The organism is Thermobifida fusca NBRC 14071 = JCM 3263, assembly GCF_001592045.1.
GTDB lineage: Bacteria > Actinomycetota > Actinomycetes > Streptosporangiales > Streptosporangiaceae > Thermobifida > Thermobifida fusca.
In genome coordinates, this window is the sequence record NZ_BCWB01000055.1 from 1 (window position 1) to 17,107 (window position 17,107).

At 66.5% G+C, this 17,107-nt stretch carries 12 protein-coding genes and 2 tRNA genes; 10 read left to right on the forward strand and 4 right to left on the reverse strand.

Annotation, left to right across the window (positions count from 1 at the left end; genetic code table 11):
• Nucleotides 1-515: 515 nt before the first annotated feature.
• Nucleotides 516-601: transfer RNA gene (locus TF1_RS13955), tRNA-Leu, on the reverse strand.
• Nucleotides 602-821: 220 nt separating this feature from the next.
• Between TF1_RS13955 and TF1_RS13960 the strand changes: the two genes are divergently transcribed.
• Both TF1_RS13960 and TF1_RS13965 read left to right on the forward strand, forming a co-directional pair.
• Complete coding sequence (locus TF1_RS13960) at nt 822-2,123, forward strand: M20/M25/M40 family metallo-hydrolase (protein ID WP_011293210.1); 1,302 nt, start codon at nt 822-824, stop codon at nt 2,121-2,123.
• Between the two features lie 732 nt (nt 2,124-2,855).
• Entirely contained in the window at nt 2,856-3,572 is a 717-nt protein-coding gene (locus tag TF1_RS13965; RefSeq protein WP_016189301.1) for a hypothetical protein, read from the forward strand.
• A 143-nt stretch (nt 3,573-3,715) separates the two neighbouring features.
• Here the strand turns inward: TF1_RS13965 and TF1_RS16560 are convergent, their stop codons facing one another.
• Nucleotides 3,716-3,901 carry a DUF5703 family protein gene (locus tag TF1_RS16560; protein ID WP_011293208.1) on the reverse strand — a complete coding sequence of 62 codons (186 nt, stop codon included), beginning with the start codon at nt 3,899-3,901 and terminating at the stop codon, nt 3,716-3,718.
• 226 nt (nt 3,902-4,127) lie between these two features.
• On the opposite strand from TF1_RS16560, the gene topA reads away from it, so the two are divergent.
• The 7 genes from topA to TF1_RS14000 all read left to right on the forward strand — a co-directional run bounded on the left by topA (nt 4,128) and on the right by TF1_RS14000 (nt 14,423).
• Nucleotides 4,128-6,848, forward strand: a complete 2,721-nt coding sequence (gene topA, locus TF1_RS13970; protein WP_011293207.1) for a type I DNA topoisomerase — start codon at nt 4,128-4,130, stop codon at nt 6,846-6,848.
• Between the two features lie 158 nt (nt 6,849-7,006).
• On the forward strand, nt 7,007-9,067 hold the full coding sequence (gene tmk, locus TF1_RS13975; protein WP_038044175.1) for a dTMP kinase: 2,061 nt from the start codon (nt 7,007-7,009) through the stop codon (nt 9,065-9,067).
• Between the two features lie 73 nt (nt 9,068-9,140).
• Nucleotides 9,141-10,313, forward strand: coding sequence for a DNA polymerase III subunit delta' (locus TF1_RS13980; protein ID WP_011293205.1), 1,173 nt, complete (start codon nt 9,141-9,143; stop codon nt 10,311-10,313).
• Nucleotides 10,314-10,364: 51 nt separating this feature from the next.
• Nucleotides 10,365-11,171, forward strand: a complete 807-nt coding sequence (locus tag TF1_RS13985; protein WP_011293204.1) for a PSP1 domain-containing protein — start codon at nt 10,365-10,367, stop codon at nt 11,169-11,171.
• Nucleotides 11,107-12,645, forward strand: coding sequence for an alpha/beta hydrolase (locus TF1_RS13990; RefSeq protein ID WP_016189298.1), 1,539 nt, complete (start codon nt 11,107-11,109; stop codon nt 12,643-12,645). The genes TF1_RS13985 and TF1_RS13990 overlap by 65 nt, the downstream gene beginning before the upstream one ends.
• Before the next feature lie 117 nt (nt 12,646-12,762).
• Nucleotides 12,763-14,286 (forward strand): aminotransferase class V-fold PLP-dependent enzyme, encoded by a 1,524-nt coding sequence (locus TF1_RS13995; protein WP_011293202.1) that lies wholly within the window; start codon nt 12,763-12,765, stop codon nt 14,284-14,286.
• A 63-nt stretch (nt 14,287-14,349) separates the two neighbouring features.
• Nucleotides 14,350-14,423, forward strand: a tRNA-Thr gene (locus tag TF1_RS14000).
• A gap of 552 nt (nt 14,424-14,975) precedes the next feature.
• On the opposite strand, the gene TF1_RS14005 is transcribed toward TF1_RS14000, so the two are convergent.
• Nucleotides 14,976-16,181: a helix-turn-helix domain-containing protein gene (locus tag TF1_RS14005; RefSeq protein WP_061783969.1), complete on the reverse strand. Its 1,206-nt coding sequence runs from the start codon at nt 16,179-16,181 to the stop codon at nt 14,976-14,978.
• Nucleotides 16,178-16,486 carry a putative quinol monooxygenase gene (locus TF1_RS14010; RefSeq protein WP_011293200.1) on the reverse strand — a complete coding sequence of 103 codons (309 nt, stop codon included), beginning with the start codon at nt 16,484-16,486 and terminating at the stop codon, nt 16,178-16,180. The genes TF1_RS14005 and TF1_RS14010 overlap by 4 nt, the downstream gene beginning before the upstream one ends.
• A gap of 81 nt (nt 16,487-16,567) precedes the next feature.
• Between TF1_RS14010 and TF1_RS15975 the strand changes: the two genes are divergently transcribed.
• Complete coding sequence (locus TF1_RS15975) at nt 16,568-17,059, forward strand: ATP-binding protein (RefSeq protein WP_255266189.1); 492 nt, start codon at nt 16,568-16,570, stop codon at nt 17,057-17,059.
• Nucleotides 17,060-17,107: the final 48 nt, after the last annotated feature.

Consider the following 17,107-nt stretch of genomic DNA (forward strand, 5'->3'; position numbering starts at 1 on the left):
ACCACCCATACCGCAAAGCCGCACCCGTGCGCTGTACCCCCACACAGCGCACGAGTGCGGCTGTTCGTTTCTGGCCTGCAGGAACCCTGACGCGGGGCAGAAGCCGCACACTCTCCCGCAGAGGCAAGTCCTCTGGGATCACCCGGCCTTGCGCCAGGACAAGCAGGGATCACTACCCGGCAGATGGCCAGGCGGAGACACCTCTGCCGGGGGCTATCGCCGCAGCGCCGGACAACGCCCGGTTGGCCCCGCTGCCGGCTTTCCCAGGCCACCAACCGCCGAGAGCTCTGGAACCAGTCGAGGAAAATCACACCGCGGCGAACAGGAACGCCAGCCCGGTATCTGCCAAGGTCCGAAGCAATCTTGGAACAGAGACGCACTCGCCGCTTCCAGGCACAGCCCCCTGCACCGCGGAAGCCTACGCCGAACCCGGCCCAGCGTTGGCCTGACTGCCCACACAACGAAAAGTCCTGGCCGCTGCTGCCAGCAACCAGGACTTTGTCGATTCAGGTCCGTGTCCGAGGGGGGACTTGAACCCCCATGCCCTATAACGGGCACTAGCACCTCAAGCTAGCGCGTCTACCTATTCCGCCACCCGGACCTGGGGTGCTCCTTGGCGGACCACCGCCTGACAAAGACAACCATATCAAAACTCTGGGGTGGCCCGTACGCCAATAAACCCTGCCTCGGATCGGCAGCTTAGCCGACAACGGAGACCTCATCCGTCGAGAAGCAGCACAGGACTGCTCAGAACCGGGACCATGGGGGCAGGAATCAACGCAACAAAGGATGGTGTGCGACCCATGACGGACAGGGAAGGGATGAGCACGGCCGAAACCGAGGTCGTCGACCTGTGCCGAGAGCTCATCGCGATCGATACCTCCAACTACGGGGACCACTCCGGGCCGGGGGAACGCGAAGCCGCCGAATACGTGGCCGCCAAACTCGACGAAGTCGGCCTGGAAGCAACGATCTACGAATCCCACCCCAAGCGCAGCAGCGTGGTGGCGCGGATCGAAGGAACTGATCCGTCCCGGCCGCCGCTCCTTGTGCAAGGACACCTCGACGTGGTTCCCGCGGACCCCGCCGACTGGACCCACCACCCCTTCTCCGGGGAGGTCGCCGACGGATGCGTGTGGGGCCGGGGCGCCATCGACATGAAAGACATGGACGCGATGGTGCTCGCAGTAGTCCGGCAGCGGATGCGGGAAGGACGCCGCCCTCCGCGGGACATCGTGCTCGCCTTCCTCGCCGACGAGGAAGCCGGAGGGACCCACGGCGCCCACTGGCTGGTGGAAAAGCATCCCGACCTGTTCGCCGACTGCACCGAGGCGATCAGCGAAGTCGGCGGGTTCAGTATCACCGTCAACGAGAACCGGCGGCTGTACCTGATCGAAACCGCAGAAAAAGGCCTCGCGTGGATGCGGCTGACCGCGCGGGGCACGGCAGGGCACGGGTCGATGGTGAACAACGACAACGCGATCACCGAACTCGCTGCCGCCGTGGCCCGGCTGGGCCAGCACAAGTTCCCGGTCCGGCTCACCCCGGCAGTACGCACCTTCCTCGAAGAAGTGTGCGCCGAGTTCGGTATCGAGTTCCGCGAAGACGACGTGGAAGCCACCGTGGCCCAGCTGGGCCCGGCCGCGAGCATGGTGGGCGCGACCCTGCGCAACTCGGTGAACCCCACCGTTCTGGCCGGAGGCTACAAGGCCAACGTCATCCCCGGAACGGCCACCGCACAAGTGGACGGGCGTTTCCTCCCCGGGTTGGAAAAGGAGTTCTTCGCGGAGATCGACCGACTGCTCGGCCCCAAGGTCACCCGCGAATTCATCCAGTACCTGCCTGCCGTGCAGACCGAGTTCACCGGCGGCATCGTCACCGCCATGACCCAGGCGCTGCAGGCCGAAGACGCAGGAGCCAAGGCCGTGCCGTACTGCATGTCCGGCGGCACCGACGCCAAGGCGTTCATGCGGCTCGGTATCCGCAACTTCGGGTTTGTGCCGCTGCGGCTGCCCCCGGGATTGGACTTCGCGGGCATGTTCCACGGGGTAGACGAACGGGTCCCCGTCGACGCCCTGCAGTTCGGGGTACGGGTCCTCGACCGTTTCTTCGACCTGGCCTGAGCAACGCCTTGCCGTCCCGGGACCGCTTCGGGGTGGTTTCGGGACGGTTCACCCTAGACACGCCTGGTTTCACATCGAGACGGACTGCTTACTCGGTGCTACCGTTGCTTTGCGTTTCGGAGAGCTGAATCTCCGCGACAGTCGTGGGATTAGTCCTGCTCAGCCGGAGTCACTGAGGGGTTGGTCCATGGTGTGCTCGGAACGCGAGCGACAGGACGCCGCTGGCCGTCCGGTCTGCGGTGCTGCCCCTCCCGCTTCCGCTCACATCCCGGCCCGCGACGGGTTGGGCGTCAGATTCGGGGCGGACCCCGCCCGATCTGCCTTCCCCACCGAGTGGAAAGCGAAGGCTGCGCTGGCCGTGGCCCCCACGACTACCGCTGCCCCGCTGCGGGGTGGCGGTGCCACCCTGTTCCGCGGTGGCTTCCCACCAGTGCGGGGCAGCCGCACACTCCCGGGAAGCCCGCACAGCGTCGGCCGATGGTGGCGGCATCGGCACCCGGACCGGGCGACGCAAACCCCCGCCGCGGCACCCCAGAAGCCGCCCCGGCACTTCCCGGTCCACGGGACAGCTCCCCTATCGAGGCGACAACGACGTCGAGGTACTTCCCACCCGGCCAGTCGGAACGCGGCCCAACCCGACCGGCGCACACCCGCCGACGGCTCCCCAACCCTCACATAACCCGCACCGCCGCGTCCGTAGACACCAGAGACTTGTCCAGAGGGAGAACACGCATGCACGCACCCGTGCGGAACACCACGCTCGCCGCCCTCATCGCCGCGGGCTTTGTCGCGGCCAGCCCGGCAGCGTATGCCGACACGGTCGGAGACGACCACGACGCGCTCCTCAACGGAAAGTGGACCCCCCTGATCGACACCACGCTCAACGTCTGCGACACCTCTCTCACGCTCGTGCAGCGCTCCACAGTGTGCGCGACCGCAACCACGCCAGCCGCCCCCGCTGCAGAACAGCCCGCACCCGCCGAAGCAGACGCGGCCCCGGACCGGTGCCGAGCCGAAGCGCACTGCCCGCTAGCAAACCTGCCGCAGATCGTCGAAGTCCACGCCATCACGCCGCCCCAGGAAACCGAGGAGACACCGGAACCGGTGGAAGCCCCCTCCCGCGAGGCCGAGGCAGAACCGGTGTCCGCTGCGGAGCCCGGAATCGCCCCCGTCCTCGAAGCGAACATTCCCCGCAACAACGACACCTGGCATGCCGCGAGCCCGGAGCCTGAGGAGATCCCTCCGCTGCGTCTCGCAGAAATCCCCCGACTGCCGGAACCGCTTGACCGCCCTGCAGCCCCCGAAGTCGCCTCGTATGCGCTGACCACGGTCGGATCTCAGGACTCCCCGCTGCTCACCGCGGGGGTCGCCACGATCCTGCTCGGTGGGGTCGCGATCTACGTCGGGTACGGTCTTGGCCGCGCAGACCGGCCGAACCTGTTCCGGTGACGGCAGCGGACCGTCGACGGCGGAGACCCCGCACCCGCGCCGTGGTCTGCAGGCCAGACTTCTCCAGTCTGTCCTGCGACGAGGGCATTTCCTCCGCGCCGTTCAAAGGACACGGACATGCCTCGCTATGTTTGTGTCTGAAATCACACTAGTCTGGGTTGTCGGATGATCCGGCGCCGTAAGGTGACACGGCGGCTGCCGTCCATGTACACACGTACTCGGGCCAGCTCCCACCGTCCGTATTCGGCGTGATCAGTGAGGGCCTGACGGGCCGCGCTCCGCGAAGTGCCGCGTGGAAAGCGGAGTTCCTGGTATTCGTACTCAAGCATTGCGTTTATTCTGCGACTGCTGACGGGTGTTGCGCCAGAGCGTTACCCGGACGAACTGAGGGACAGTGTCTCTCCCATAGTGGGAGATACCCGGACCGCGGGCCCATCACGTCGGTCCGGATGTGCGAAAGGCACCAAGCGGCGTCGGTTACCGTCAAAGTTTGGGCAACCGACCCGCGCGTTGCGGAGTGGACGCGCGAACGCGAGGCGAGACGTAGGGGAAGACGTGCCACCCAAGAAGGGCAGTGCCGGAGACGGCGTGAAGGACACCGCACGGGGCGGAGGAAACAAACTCGTCATCGTCGAGTCGCCCGCCAAGGCGAAGACGATCGCGGGCTACCTCGGCCCCGGCTACATCGTGGAGTCCAGCATCGGCCACATCCGGGATCTGCCAAACAAGGCCGCGGAGATCCCGGCACGCTACAAGGACGAGCCGTGGGCGCGCCTCGGAGTGAACGTCGACCGCGACTTTGAGCCTCTCTACGTGGTCAACGCCGACAAGAAAGCCCAAGTCAAGAGGCTCAAAGAACTGCTGGCCGAAGCTGACGAACTGTACCTGGCCACCGACGAGGACCGCGAAGGCGAAGCGATCGCCTGGCACCTGCGCGAGGAACTCAAACCCACGATCCCGGTCAAGCGCATGGTGTTCAACGAGATCACCAAGGAAGCCATCCGCCACGCGGCCCAACACACCCGCGACCTCAACCTGCGCCTGGTCGACGCCCAGGAGACCCGCCGCATCCTCGACCGGCTCTACGGCTACGAGGTCTCCCCGGTGCTGTGGAAGAAGGTCATGCCCAGCCTGTCGGCAGGGCGAGTGCAGTCCGTGGCGACCCGTCTCGTGGTTGAACGGGAACGCGAACGGATCGCGTTCACCCCGGCCGAATACTGGGGCCTCAAAGCTGTCTTCGCTGTCCTCACCGGGACAGACGGGGCCGACCCCACGACCTTCCCGGCCACCCTGGCCACCGTGGACGGCGACCGGGTCGCCCAAGGCCGCGACTTCACCTCCCAAGGCGTGCTGCGCTCCCCCAAGGGGGTGCGGCACTTGGACGAGGAGACGGCGCGCGGACTCGCGGAACGCCTGGCCGGAGCCCAGTACACGGTGCGTTCCGTGGAGCGGAAACCCTACCGGCGGTCGCCGTACGCGCCGTTCCGCACCACCACCCTGCAGCAGGAGGCCTCCCGCAAGCTGGGCCTGTCCGCCAAGCAGACCATGCAGGTGGCGCAGCGGCTGTACGAGAACGGCTACATCACCTACATGCGCACCGACAGCACCACCCTGTCGGAGAGCGCTATCGCCGCGGCCCGCGCCCAAGTCGCCCGCCTGTACGGCGACAACTACCTGCCGGACAAGCCCCGCACCTACACCAGCAAAGTCAAAAACGCCCAGGAAGCCCACGAGGCGATCCGCCCGGCCGGCGACACTTTCCGCACCCCCGCGGAGACCGGGCTGAGCGGGGTGGAGCTCCGCCTCTACGAACTCATCTGGAAACGCACGATCGCCTCCCAGATGAAGGATGCGGTCGGCGAATCGGTGAGCGTCCGCGTCGCAGGGACCTCCACCGCTGGCGAACAGGTCGAATTCTCCGCCACCGGGAAGATCATCACCTTCCACGGCTTCCTCAAAGCCTACGTGGAAGGCACCGACGACCCGCAGGCCGAACTCGACGACCGGGAACGGCGGCTGCCACCGCTCACCGAAGGAGACCCGCTGCACGCCCAAAGCGTCGACGCGGAAGGACACAGCACCCGGCCGCCCGCCCGCTACACCGAGGCGTCCCTAGTCAAAGAACTGGAAGAGCGCGAAATCGGCCGCCCCTCCACCTACGCCACCATCATCGGCACCATCCTGGAACGCGGCTACGTGTTCAAGAAGGGCTCCGCGCTTGTGCCGTCCTTCCTGGCGTTCGCCGTGGTCCAGTTGCTGGAGCGGCACTTCAGCCACCTGGTCGACTACGACTTCACCGCGCGCATGGAAGACGTGCTCGACGCGATTGCCCGCGGGGAAGCGGAACGGGTGCCGTGGCTGCGCCGGTTCTACTTCGGCGCTGACGGACAGATCGGCCTCAAAGAACTCGTCAACGAGCACCTGGGGGACATCGACCCCAAGGAGATCAGCTCGTTCCCGCTGCCGGACAGCGACATCGTGCTGCGGGTCGGCCGCTACGGCCCCTACCTGGAACGCAACGGCCAGCGGGTGAACGTACCCGACGACCTCGCCCCGGACGAGCTCACCAAGGAGCGGGCCGAAGAACTGTTTGCCCAGCCCAACGGGGACCGGGAACTCGGCAAGGACCCGGAGACGGGGCGCACCATTGTGGCGAAGAACGGCCGGTTCGGCCCCTATGTCACCGAGGTCATCGAAGAGACCGAAGCTGAGGCCGAGGAGGCGAAGCCGAAGGGGCGGAAGAAGACCGCTGCCCCCAAGCCGCGCACCGCGTCCCTGCTGAAGTCCATGTCGTTGGAGACGATCACCCTCGAGGACGCGTTGAAGCTGCTCTCCCTGCCCCGCGTCGTCGGGGAGATCGACGGGGAGCAGGTGACCGCGCAGAACGGCCGGTTCGGCCCCTACTTGAAGAAAGGCAGCGAAAGCCGCTCCCTGGAAACCGAAGAGCAACTGTTCACGGTCACGATCGAAGAAGCCAAGGAGCTTTTCGCCCAGCCGAAGAAGCGGCGCACCCGGGCCGCGGCGCCGCCGCTGCGGGAACTCGGCCCGGACCCCGTCACCGGCAAGCCCATGGTGATCAAAGAAGGTCGGTTCGGCCCCTACGTCACCGACGGGGAGAGCAACGCCTCCTTGCGCAAGGGGGACGACGTGGAGTCGCTGACCCCGGAGCGCGCCGCGGAACTGCTGGCGGAGCGGCGGGCTAAAGCGCCCGCGAAGAAGACCACGTCCCGCACCACCACGCGGAAGACCACGAAAAGCACCGCGAAAAAAGCGTGACAGGCATTCCAGGGGGAGGACCTTCCCGGGTCCTCCCCTTCCTGATCAGGACGAACGTCCTTTTCATCCTGAGGCCCCGGGAGAAGATGTCCAGAAATGCCAATAATGGGCATTCCGTAAGCGTTGCATGATTCGCACCCGTCGCTACGCTGGTCGCCATGAGCAGACCCGCACCCCTAGGGACACCCAGCGAGGCGCGCACCGTTCTCGCGATTCCGCCATTCCGGCGGCTGTGGATTGCGCTATCCCTGTCCAGCCTCGGTGACTGGCTGAGCCTCCTGGCACTCATGTCTTTGGCCGCGATCCTCACCGAGGGCGAGGAAGCAGTCATCCAATACTTCGCGGTGAGCGGAGTCGTCGTCCTCAAAGTGCTCCCCTCGGTGGTGCTCAGCCCGATCGCGGGAGTCCTCGCCGACCGGCTCGACCGCCGCCTCACCATGGTCGTGGGCGACGTTATCCGCGGCCTGCTCTACATTTCGATCCCCATCGTGGGCCGCCTGGACTGGCTGCTCATCGCCAACTTCCTCGCCGAATGCGTGGCCCTGTTCTGGTCGCCCGCCAAGGACGCCACCGTGCCCAACCTGGTGCCCCGGCACCGCTTGGAACAGGCCAACCAGCTCAGCCTGCTCACCACCTACGGTTCCGCCCCCGTCGCTGCCGGACTGTTCGCGCTGCTGGCCTCCCTCAGCACGGTGCTCGGCGGCCTCTTCCCGGTCCTGCAAACCCCCGAAGCCGACATCGCCCTCTACATCAACGGCGTCACCTTCTTCGTCGCCGCAGTCGTCATCGCCCGACTGCCCATCCCCACCACCCACAGTTCGGACAAGGTGACCCGAACCTCCATGTTCCGCGCCATCTGGGACGGCCTCCGGTATGCGGGAACCACCCGCCTGGTGCGCGGCCTGCTCTTGGGCATGCTCGGCGCGTTCGCCGCAGGCGGCGCAGTCATCGGGGTCGCCCGCATCTACGTCACCCACCTCGGCGCCGGCAACGCCGGGTTCGGTGTCCTGTTCGGCGCGGTCTTCACCGGCATGGCGCTCGGTATGTTCGCCGGACCCCGCGTGCTCCGCGACTTCAGCCGCCGCCGACTGTTCGGCCTGTCCCTGCTGGGCTCCGGGATTGCGCTGCTGCTGGCCGGCCTGATCCCCGACATGGTCCTGGCTGCAGTGCTCACCACGGGCGTCGGCGTGGGCGCGGGCATCGCCTGGGTGATCGGCCTGACCCTGCTCGGACAAGAAGTCGAAGACGAGATCCGCGGCCGCACCTTCGCGTTCCTGCACGCCATGGCCCGCGTCGTACTCATGGGTTCGGTCGCGGTGTCCCCGCTGATCGCCGCCACCATGGGGTCTGCCACTCTCAAAGCCGGGCAGCTCAGCTACGAGTTCCACGGCTCCGCCGGCATGCTGCTGATCGCCGCGGTCCTCCTCATCCTCGTCTCCCTCGTGGCCTACTGGCAGATGAACGAAGGCCACGACAAGACGCTGTGGGCTGAACTCAAAACCCTGCTGGGCGGCGCAGCCGAAGAAGAAGGCGCCCCCGACAAGCCCGGCGGCCTGTTCGTTGTCCTGGAAGGCGGCGAAGGCTCCGGCAAGTCCACCCAAGTCCGCGAGATCGCCGTGTGGCTGCGGGACGAAGGCTTCGACGTGCTCACCACCCGCGAACCGGGCGCCACCAAACTCGGGATGCGGCTGCGCACCATGCTGCTCGACAAAGCCAACGAGGGCATGGCGGCACGCACCGAAGCACTGCTGTACGCGGCCGACCGTGCCGAACACGTCGACAAAGTGATCCGGCCCGCACTGGAACGCGGCGCGATCGTCATCAGCGACCGCTACGTGGACTCCACGCTCGCCTACCAGGGGGCGGGACGGGAACTGGACCCCGACGACGTCGCCACAATCAACAACTGGGCCACCGGGCGGCTCGTGCCGGACCTGACGATCCTGCTCGACATTCCCGCCGAAGAAGGACTGCGGCGGCACGCCGACCGTCCCGCCGACCGGCTCGAGTCAGAAAACCTCGAATTCCACGAGCGGGTCCGCCGCTGCTTCCTGGAACTCGCCGACCGCGCCCCCGACCGCTACCTCGTGCTCGACGCCCGGGAACCGCAGGAAGAGATCACCAAGGCGATCCGTAGGCACCTGCGGCGCATCCTGCCCGACCCGGTCCCCCACGACGCCGAAGAGATCACCGGCATGATCCCGATCATCAAGGAGTGACCGAGCCTCAGGCACCCGCCCGAAGCACCCAGACCGCCCCGACTGTCGTCGGGTCCCCCTATGCTGGCCGGTGATGAGCGTCTTCGACACCCTGGTGGGCCAGGACACGGTAGTCCAACGGCTGCGCGCCGCCGTGCGCGCAGCCGACAACCTGCTCTCCGGCGGTGACGGCACGGGCATGACCCACGCGTGGCTGTTCACCGGCCCGCCCGGGGCAGGGCGAGCCCAGGCAGCCCGCGCATTCGCCGCCGCCCTCCAATGCACCCACGGCGGCTGCGGCGAATGCGCCTCCTGCCACCAAGTGCTTGCCGGAACCCACCCCGACGTCCTCTACGTGCGCCCCAGCGGGCTCAGCTTCGGCGTGGAGCAGACCCGGGAACTCGTGGTGCGCGCCGCCTCCAGCCCCACGGGGGGCCGCTTCCGGGTCGTGCTGTTCGAAGACGCCGACCGCGCCACCGAAGCCGCCTCCAACGCCCTGCTCAAAGCAATCGAAGAACCCGCCCCGCGCACCGTGTGGCTGCTGTGCACGCCCACCGCCCACGACCTGCTCGTCACGATCCGCTCCCGCTGCCGCCTCGTGAACCTGCGCACCCCCAGCACGGAAGCGATCATCGACGCCCTCGTCACCCGGGACGGGATCGACCGGGACCGCGCAGTCGCCGCGGCCCGCGCCGCTGCCGGACACTTGGAACGCGCCCGCCAACTCGCCACCGACGAAACCGCCCGCGCCCGGCGGGAAGAAGTCCTCACCATCCCCGCCCGGCTCGACAGCCTCGGCGCGTGCGTGCACGCCGCCGCCCGCCTGTACGAGATCGCGGAAGCCGACGCGAAGGAAAGCACCGCGGCCCTCGACGAACAGGAGAAAGCAGACCTCAAAGCTGCTTTCGGGGAAGGCGCCACCGGCAAAGGCGTGGCCAAAGCAGTGCGCGGCGCAGCCGGAGCCCTCAAAGAACTCGAGGAACGGCAGAAACGCCGCGCTACCCGCATCAAACGGGACGCCTACGACACGTTCCTCATGGACCTGGTCGCCTTCTACCGGGACGTGCTCGCCATCCAACTCGGTGCGTCCGTGGAACTCTCCACCGCGGACCGCGACGCCGACCTGCGTCGCGTGGCACGCTCCAGCACCCCGGAAGCCACCCTGCGCCGCATCGACGCGATCATGGAATGCCGCCGCCGCATCAACGCCAACGTCCACCCGCAGATCGCCATGGAAGCGATGACCGCCGCCCTGTATCTGGGCTGAGCCCTGCACGACACTGGTGCTGGCCGCAGGACGCCGCTTAGGCTGATCACCATGCCCATGATCATGGCGGTGGCCTTCGAACGGTACGGACGGCTCCACTACCTCGACCCGGGGCAGACCAGTCCCCGCGTCGGCGACAAAGTGCTCGTCCCCGCCGAAGGCGGACCCGAGGTCGCCGAATGTGTGTGGGCACCGCAGTGGGTCAACGAAGACATCCACGGCCTCCCCGTCTGCCTGGGCCTGGCCACTGACGCAGACCTGGCCCGCGCCGAACAGGCCCGCCGCCGACGCGCTGAAGCACGCCGTACTGCGCGGCGCCTAGCCCGCACCCGCGGCGTGGACCTGGTGGTCGTCGGCGCCGACCACGTCGCCGACAGCGACGCCGTCACCATCTACTACACGTCGCGCACCCGGGTGGACTACCGGGCCCTGCAACGGGAGCTGGCCCAGACCCTCAAAGCGCGGGTGCGGTTCATCCGGCTCTCCGCACGCGACGAAGCTCGCCGGCACGGCGGTATCGGCCCGTGCGGCCGCGAACTGTGCTGCGCCACCTTCCTCACCCGCTTCGAACCGGTGACGATGCGCATGGCCAAAGCACACAACCTGCCCGCTAATCCCCTGCGGATCTCGGGCGCGTGCGGCAAGCTGATGTGCTGCCTGCGCTACGAGCACGAGCCGGACCAGGAGCACGAGTCCCCGGGGCGGCGCTTCTCGTGCGACCGAGCGGACGTCTGCGCGGCGAGGCAGGCATACGACAACGCCTACGAGGGCCTGGCACGGAGAACAGAAACGAGTGGGAACACAGGGCTGGATCGGCGCGTCACTGGTGGTGGCGCTGCTCGCGACCGGATGCGCTAACGTCAACCCCCTTGCCGCGTCGGAGACAGCGGACCCGCTGGCCGCCTTCTACGACCAGGAGATCGCCTGGGAGGACTGCGGCCGGGGCTTCGAATGCGGCACGATCACAGTCCCCATGGACTACGACGACCCGTCCGGACGGCAGGTGACGATCGCGGTGAAACGCCTCCCCGCCTCCGGGGACAAAATCGGATCCCTGGTGGTCAACCCGGGTGGGCCGGGCGGCTCCGGACTCGACTATGTCAGCGCCGCCCCCTCCCTGTTCAGCGAGCAGGTGCGGGAACGGTTCGACATCGTCGGCTTCGACCCGCGGGGCGTCAGCCAGAGCACCCCCATCTACTGCATGGACAGCGCGGGACTGGACGAGTTCATCGGCTTCCCCGCGCCCATCCTGGACAGCGAGGACCCCGCCGACACCCGACTGGACGAGTTCGCCCAGGTGAACCGCGACTTCGTTGCGGCGTGCCTGGAACGTTCCGGGGAGCTCATCCACCACGTGGGCACCGCCAACGTGGCCCGTGACCTGGACGTGCTGCGGGAAGTGCTCGGCGACGACAAGCTCACCTACCTCGGCAAGTCCTACGGCACGTTCATCGGCGCCCACTACGCCGAACTCTTCGGCGACAAGGTGCGCGCCCTCGTCCTGGATGGCGCGGTCGCCCCGCACGGCGACCAGTTGGAGCTCAGCGTCGAACAAGCGGAAGGCTTCACCACGGCCCTGCACGCTTTCGTTGACGACTGCCTGACCTGGTCCGACTGCCCGCTCGCCGACGGGGAGAACCCCACCGTGGAAGAAGGGGTGGCGCGGATCGCTGCACTCATGGAGCAGGCCGCAGCCGAGCCGTTGCGCAACCGGATTGACGACCGGGAGATCAACCAGACCCGCGTGGAACTGGGGGTGCTCGCCGCCTTGTACAGCGAGTCGCTGTGGCCGCGGGTCCGCGCCGGGCTCGCTGAAGCGATCAACGACGGCGACGGCACGACGCTTCTCGAACTCGGCGACATGCTGTACCGCCGGGACAACCGCACCACGTACGAGAACTCCCTGGCCGCGCTGATCGCGGTGAACTGCGCGGACCGGCCCGGACCGCGGGACCTCGCCGCCTACGAGGAGGCTGCGCGCACCGTGAAAACAACGTCGCCCCTGTTCGGGCCGTCCCTCGTGTGGGGCTCGTTGACGTGCGCGTACTGGCCGGAAGAAGCCCAGGAGGACGCGGTGCCGGAGATCGACGGCGATGGCGCGCCGCCCATCCTCGTCGTCGGCACCACCCGGGACTCCGCGACCCCGTACGCGTGGGCGGAGGAAATGGCTGAGGCTCTGGAGTCGGGGGTGCTGCTCACCTGGGACGGGGACGGCCACACCGCCTACGGGTTCGACGCGTGCGTGGACGCGGAAGTCGACGCCTACCTGGTGGAGGGGGACGTGCCGGAAGACGGGACTGTCTGCGCCCTGGGAACCCAGACAAACCGATAAACCCGGCAAACTACCCTGAACCAGGTAAAAGCTCCTCAAAATACGCGAGGATGGTGGGAAGCGGGGCGCAACCGCGGGAATGGCCCTCACAAGGACAGGCATGACGCGGAGGGCAGCATGAAACGGACGAAGGACCGCGCGGCTCCGAACGCCACAGGGACGCATCCGACCCCGCAGTCCCCCATCCCCCAGCAGAGCACGTTCCTCGACACCTACCCCGAGTACGCCGACACGGCGATACTCGACCACCTGCGCGCCACCGAATACCGGTACCTCGACGCCAAAAACCACCTCTACCTGGACTACACGGGGGGCGGACTCCCCGCCGAAACCCAGATCCAAGCCCATGCTGACCGGGTACGGGCCAACTGCTTCGGCAACCCCCACTCCGCCAACCCCACCTCCGCCGCCTCAACCGAACTCGTGGAACAGGCCCGTGACGCGGTACTGCGGTTCTTCAACGCCTCCCCCGACGAGTACACGGCCATCTTCACCCCCAACGCCACCGGGGCCTGCCGTCTCGTCGGCGAGGCGTACCCGTTCCAACCCGGAACCCGGTTCGTGCAGCTCGCCGACAACCACAACTCCGTGAACGGCATCCGCGAATTCGCGCGCCGCAGAGGAGCACAGATCGACACGATCGACGTCACACCTCCCGAACTGCGCGCAGAAGAACACGAGATTCACACCGCGCTCGACCGCCCCCCACCCCCGCCCCTCCGGAACCGGGAGGACAACGGCGGGCGGGCCGGACTATTCGCCTACCCGGCGCAGAGCAACTTCTCCGGCGTGCAACACCCGCTGGAATGGATCGACATCGCCCACCGCTACGGCTTCGACGTGCTGCTGGACGCGGCCGCCTACGCGCCCGCCAACCGGATCGACCTCGCAGAAATCCACCCCGACTTCATGCCTGTGAGCTGGTACAAGCTCTTCGGGTATCCGACCGGCCTGGGCTGTCTCATCGCACGCCGTGAAGCCCTTGCCCGACTGCAGCGGCCGTGGTTCTCCGGAGGCACCATCCAAGCGGTCAGCGTGCAAGGCGACTGGTTCCACCCGCTGGACGGCGCCGCAGCCTTCGAAGACGGCACCGTCAACTACCTGTCCATTCCGGATGTGGAAGTGGGACTGCGCTGGCTGTCCGCGATCGGCATCGACACCGTGCACACCCGGGTGCAGTGCCTCACCGGCTGGCTGCTCGACCAGCTGGTCCGCGCCCGCCACGCCACGGGCACGCCGCTCGTCCGCATCTACGGGCCCACCACCACGGACGCGCGCGGCGGCACGATCGCGTTCAACTTCCTCGACCCGGCGGGGCGCGTCGTCGACGAACGGGTGGTGGCCCGTGACGCGGCACGCGCCACCATCTCGCTGCGGACCGGATGCTTCTGCAACCCCGGGGCAGGGGAGGCGGCTTTCCGGCTCCGCCGGGAAAACCTGCGACTGCCCGGACTGCAGTTTCCCGCCACAGTCGACGAGGTGCTCGCTGCCATGGGCATGCCCACGGCCGGAGCGATCCGCGTCTCCTTCGGCCTAGCGAGTACCCTGGATGATGGAGCGCGTTTCCTGGACTTCGCGTTCTCCACCTACCTGGACCGCTTCCCCGACACCAGCGACCTGCCCGCACGGGTGGCGTGCTGACCCGTCCGGATTCGATTTCGGTCCTGCCCAGGAACGCGCTAGACTTACAGAGCCTCTGTGAAGGCCGCCTTAGCTCAGTCGGCCAGAGCGACGCACTCGTAATGCGTAGGTCGTGGGTTCGATTCCCACAGGCGGCTCGCAGTACGGAAGGCCCTCCCCGGTCCAGGGAGGGCCTTTTCTTGTCCTCTGTGCTGAGGAGGGGTCTCTGGCCAGGCTTCGGAAGCCGGCCTCGTCTGCATTCCTCGGGGTCTGACGGGACCGGAAGATCCAACGCCCTTGCTTGAAGGACGATGACGGAGCCGCCAACCGTCGCCGCCCGTTCAGCGCCTCCATGGCCCAGCGTGATGCGGAAAACAACAGGAAACCTTCATGGGTTGGCGGTGACGCTCAGGTCAAAGCGGCGTAGTGGTGCTGCCGGAACCCGGAGGGATCCCCAAACAGAGAAGCTCGGCTCGAAGTGCCACCATCAACGATCTACACTTCTCCAAGAAGTGAATGAAACTGGCGCCTTGGGCCGGTAAAGTCGCAGGTCGTTAAGTGTGCTCCCCGCGCATGCGGGGATGGACCACGCAGGGGGCGCGGGGGCGAAACCCGTATAGGGTGCTCCCCGCGCATGCGGGAGGGGTGCGGCGGTAGCCACACCCTGACCGGTGCTTGTGTGACTGCCTGGTGTTTTGAGTTGTGAGTATCTAAAGCATGCCTGCTCTGCGGGCCAGTTCTTGGAGTGCTGGGCTGGCGGGGTCTTGGATGGTGAGGAGGTCTCCGATTGCTTGACGGGCTAGGGGATGGCTGTGGACTTGTTCGGGTGTGATTGATTCTGCTTGGTGCAGCGTATGGATGGCTTTGTCGAGGTTGCGTCGCTGAAGGTGGGCGCGTGCGACGTCGATGAGGAACCGTCCTCGCCGTTCTGCGGATAGGTCTGAAGCATCGACTGTTGCTGCTGCTCGCAGCGCTATTCCGGCATCGCCTAGGTCCACTGCGACCGATACTTCATGCAGGCTCACGTTGGTTGGGCCGAACTCGGTGTGGAAGTCGTTGCGGTCTGCGCCGAGTTGTTGAGCTAGGGATCGTGCTGAGATGAGGTGTGTGTATGCGGCGGTTGCGTCGTTGCTGCGGGCGGCGGCAATGGCCCGTTGCAGAGTCAGCGCTCCCATGAGTGATAGCACCTCTGGACGGTCGTTGGAAGCCAGAGAGGACAGCGCCTCTATTGAGGTGCGCGCTACTGTGTCGACCTGGTGGAAGTGTTTGGCCCCCTGAAAGGTCACACACAACCGGAACTCGCCCGCCGCCATCAACAGCGGATCATCAGCCCGCTCTGCCGCGACGATTGCCCGCTCAGCAGCAACCCAGGCCGCCGCAAAGTCGCCCAGCTTGCTGAGCGCCGACGAACACGCCTGGTAGACCGAGGCCAGCAACCGGAAACATTCGGTGCGCTGCTCGTCGTCGACGGATCGTGCCGCTGTCTCCAGTTGAGGCACCAAGGATTCCAGCAGGTCTGTCAACTCCAGGTAGTGACCCTTATGGGTGAGCTGCCACGCCTGCTCTACACGAGGCCGCAACTCTGCAAGATCAGCTGGTTGCTTTTGAGCGAGGAGCGCATTCAGGGCGTGCGCGGCACTCAGCACCAGGCGCAGCCGGGTACTGTCTGGGGTTTCTTTGGCTGTGGCCGCGACGATAGGTGCCTCAGCGGCCAGTTCCGCAACCGGTACGTCCAACACCTCAGCCACGGCTGCCAGCACCGACATCCGGTCGACCTTGCGCACCCCGCGTTCCACCTGAGAAACCCAGGCTTCAGAACGGTTGATGAGAGCAGCGAACTCCCGTTGCGACAGGCCCCGTCTGCGCCGGTAATGGGCGATCTTGCGGCCCAGCGCTTTCTGATACTCCGTACTCACCGTGCCACACCTTTGGCATCCTGCAGGTTCAGGAAGTCCACGGTGAAAGACTCCAGGTACTGGCCGCGTTCTTCAAGAAAGCGCATCACGTGCGGCTGCTCTTCGTGGGTCTCGAAAGCCGTCCGGTCAGCGTACAGCTCGTAGAAGACCCGCTGCAACGGCTCACCGTCCACCTCGTGCACTGCATAGACCAGGGTCCCCGGCTCGCTCTGGCGGATCTTGGGCAACGTCTCGGCCACAAGCGCATCAAACCCCTGCGCGCTGGCTTGGTCTTTCAGGACGAACTTAACCACCAGACCGAACACGGCGACTCCCTTAGCTGACTCTATGCGTTTCGCTGTCCGTACTCATCGTGTGGCAAACACATTCCAAACAACATTTACTTATTGTACTCTAGCCGTACTTTAAATACTAGTAGCGCAGTTCATATCGGCTATGGGCTGTCTCACGAGAGGTCACACCGCGATGAGCCTGCACGCTGCCCACCCCCTCCATCCGACACAGTCGGCCCGCGCCCGCTGGTTCCCCGGCCGCCCCGGGTCCATCAGCCAAGTCCGTCGCTTCATCGCCGAGGAACTCCCCAGCCACCCCGCCAAGACGACGCAATTCTGCTCACCAGCGAACTGGCCACCAACGCCATCGAACACACCCGCTCCGGCCAACACGGCGACGGCTTTTTCGTCACCGTCGAACACACCTGTACCGAAATAGTCCGCATCACCGTCCACGACAGCGGAAACCGCCAACAAACCCCTCACGTAACCAAACCCGAAACCGACGACGAACACGGCCGAGGGCTCTTCATCGTTGACGCTCTCGCCGACCGCTGGGGAAGTCGCAAAGGATGGCACGGCCAAGAAACCTGGTTCGAGATCTGACGGTCGAATGAACAGTGGAAATTAACTCATTTTTCTGTCGAAATATGA

What these genes read in the sequence shown, in the direction of transcription:
- TF1_RS13960 (WP_011293210.1), top strand. Translation starts at nt 822, where the DNA reads ATGAGCACGGCCGAAACCGAGGTCGTCGACCTGTGCCGAGAGCTCATC.
- TF1_RS16560 (WP_011293208.1), bottom strand. Translation starts at nt 3,901, where the DNA reads ATGCTTGAGTACGAATACCAGGAACTCCGCTTTCCACGCGGCACTTCG.
- TF1_RS13995 (WP_011293202.1), top strand. Translation starts at nt 12,763, where the DNA reads ATGAAACGGACGAAGGACCGCGCGGCTCCGAACGCCACAGGGACGCAT.
- TF1_RS13980 (WP_011293205.1), top strand. Translation starts at nt 9,141, where the DNA reads ATGAGCGTCTTCGACACCCTGGTGGGCCAGGACACGGTAGTCCAACGG.
- TF1_RS13965 (WP_016189301.1), top strand. Translation starts at nt 2,856, where the DNA reads ATGCACGCACCCGTGCGGAACACCACGCTCGCCGCCCTCATCGCCGCG.
- TF1_RS13985 (WP_011293204.1), top strand. Translation starts at nt 10,365, where the DNA reads ATGCCCATGATCATGGCGGTGGCCTTCGAACGGTACGGACGGCTCCAC.
- tmk (WP_038044175.1), top strand. Translation starts at nt 7,007, where the DNA reads ATGAGCAGACCCGCACCCCTAGGGACACCCAGCGAGGCGCGCACCGTT.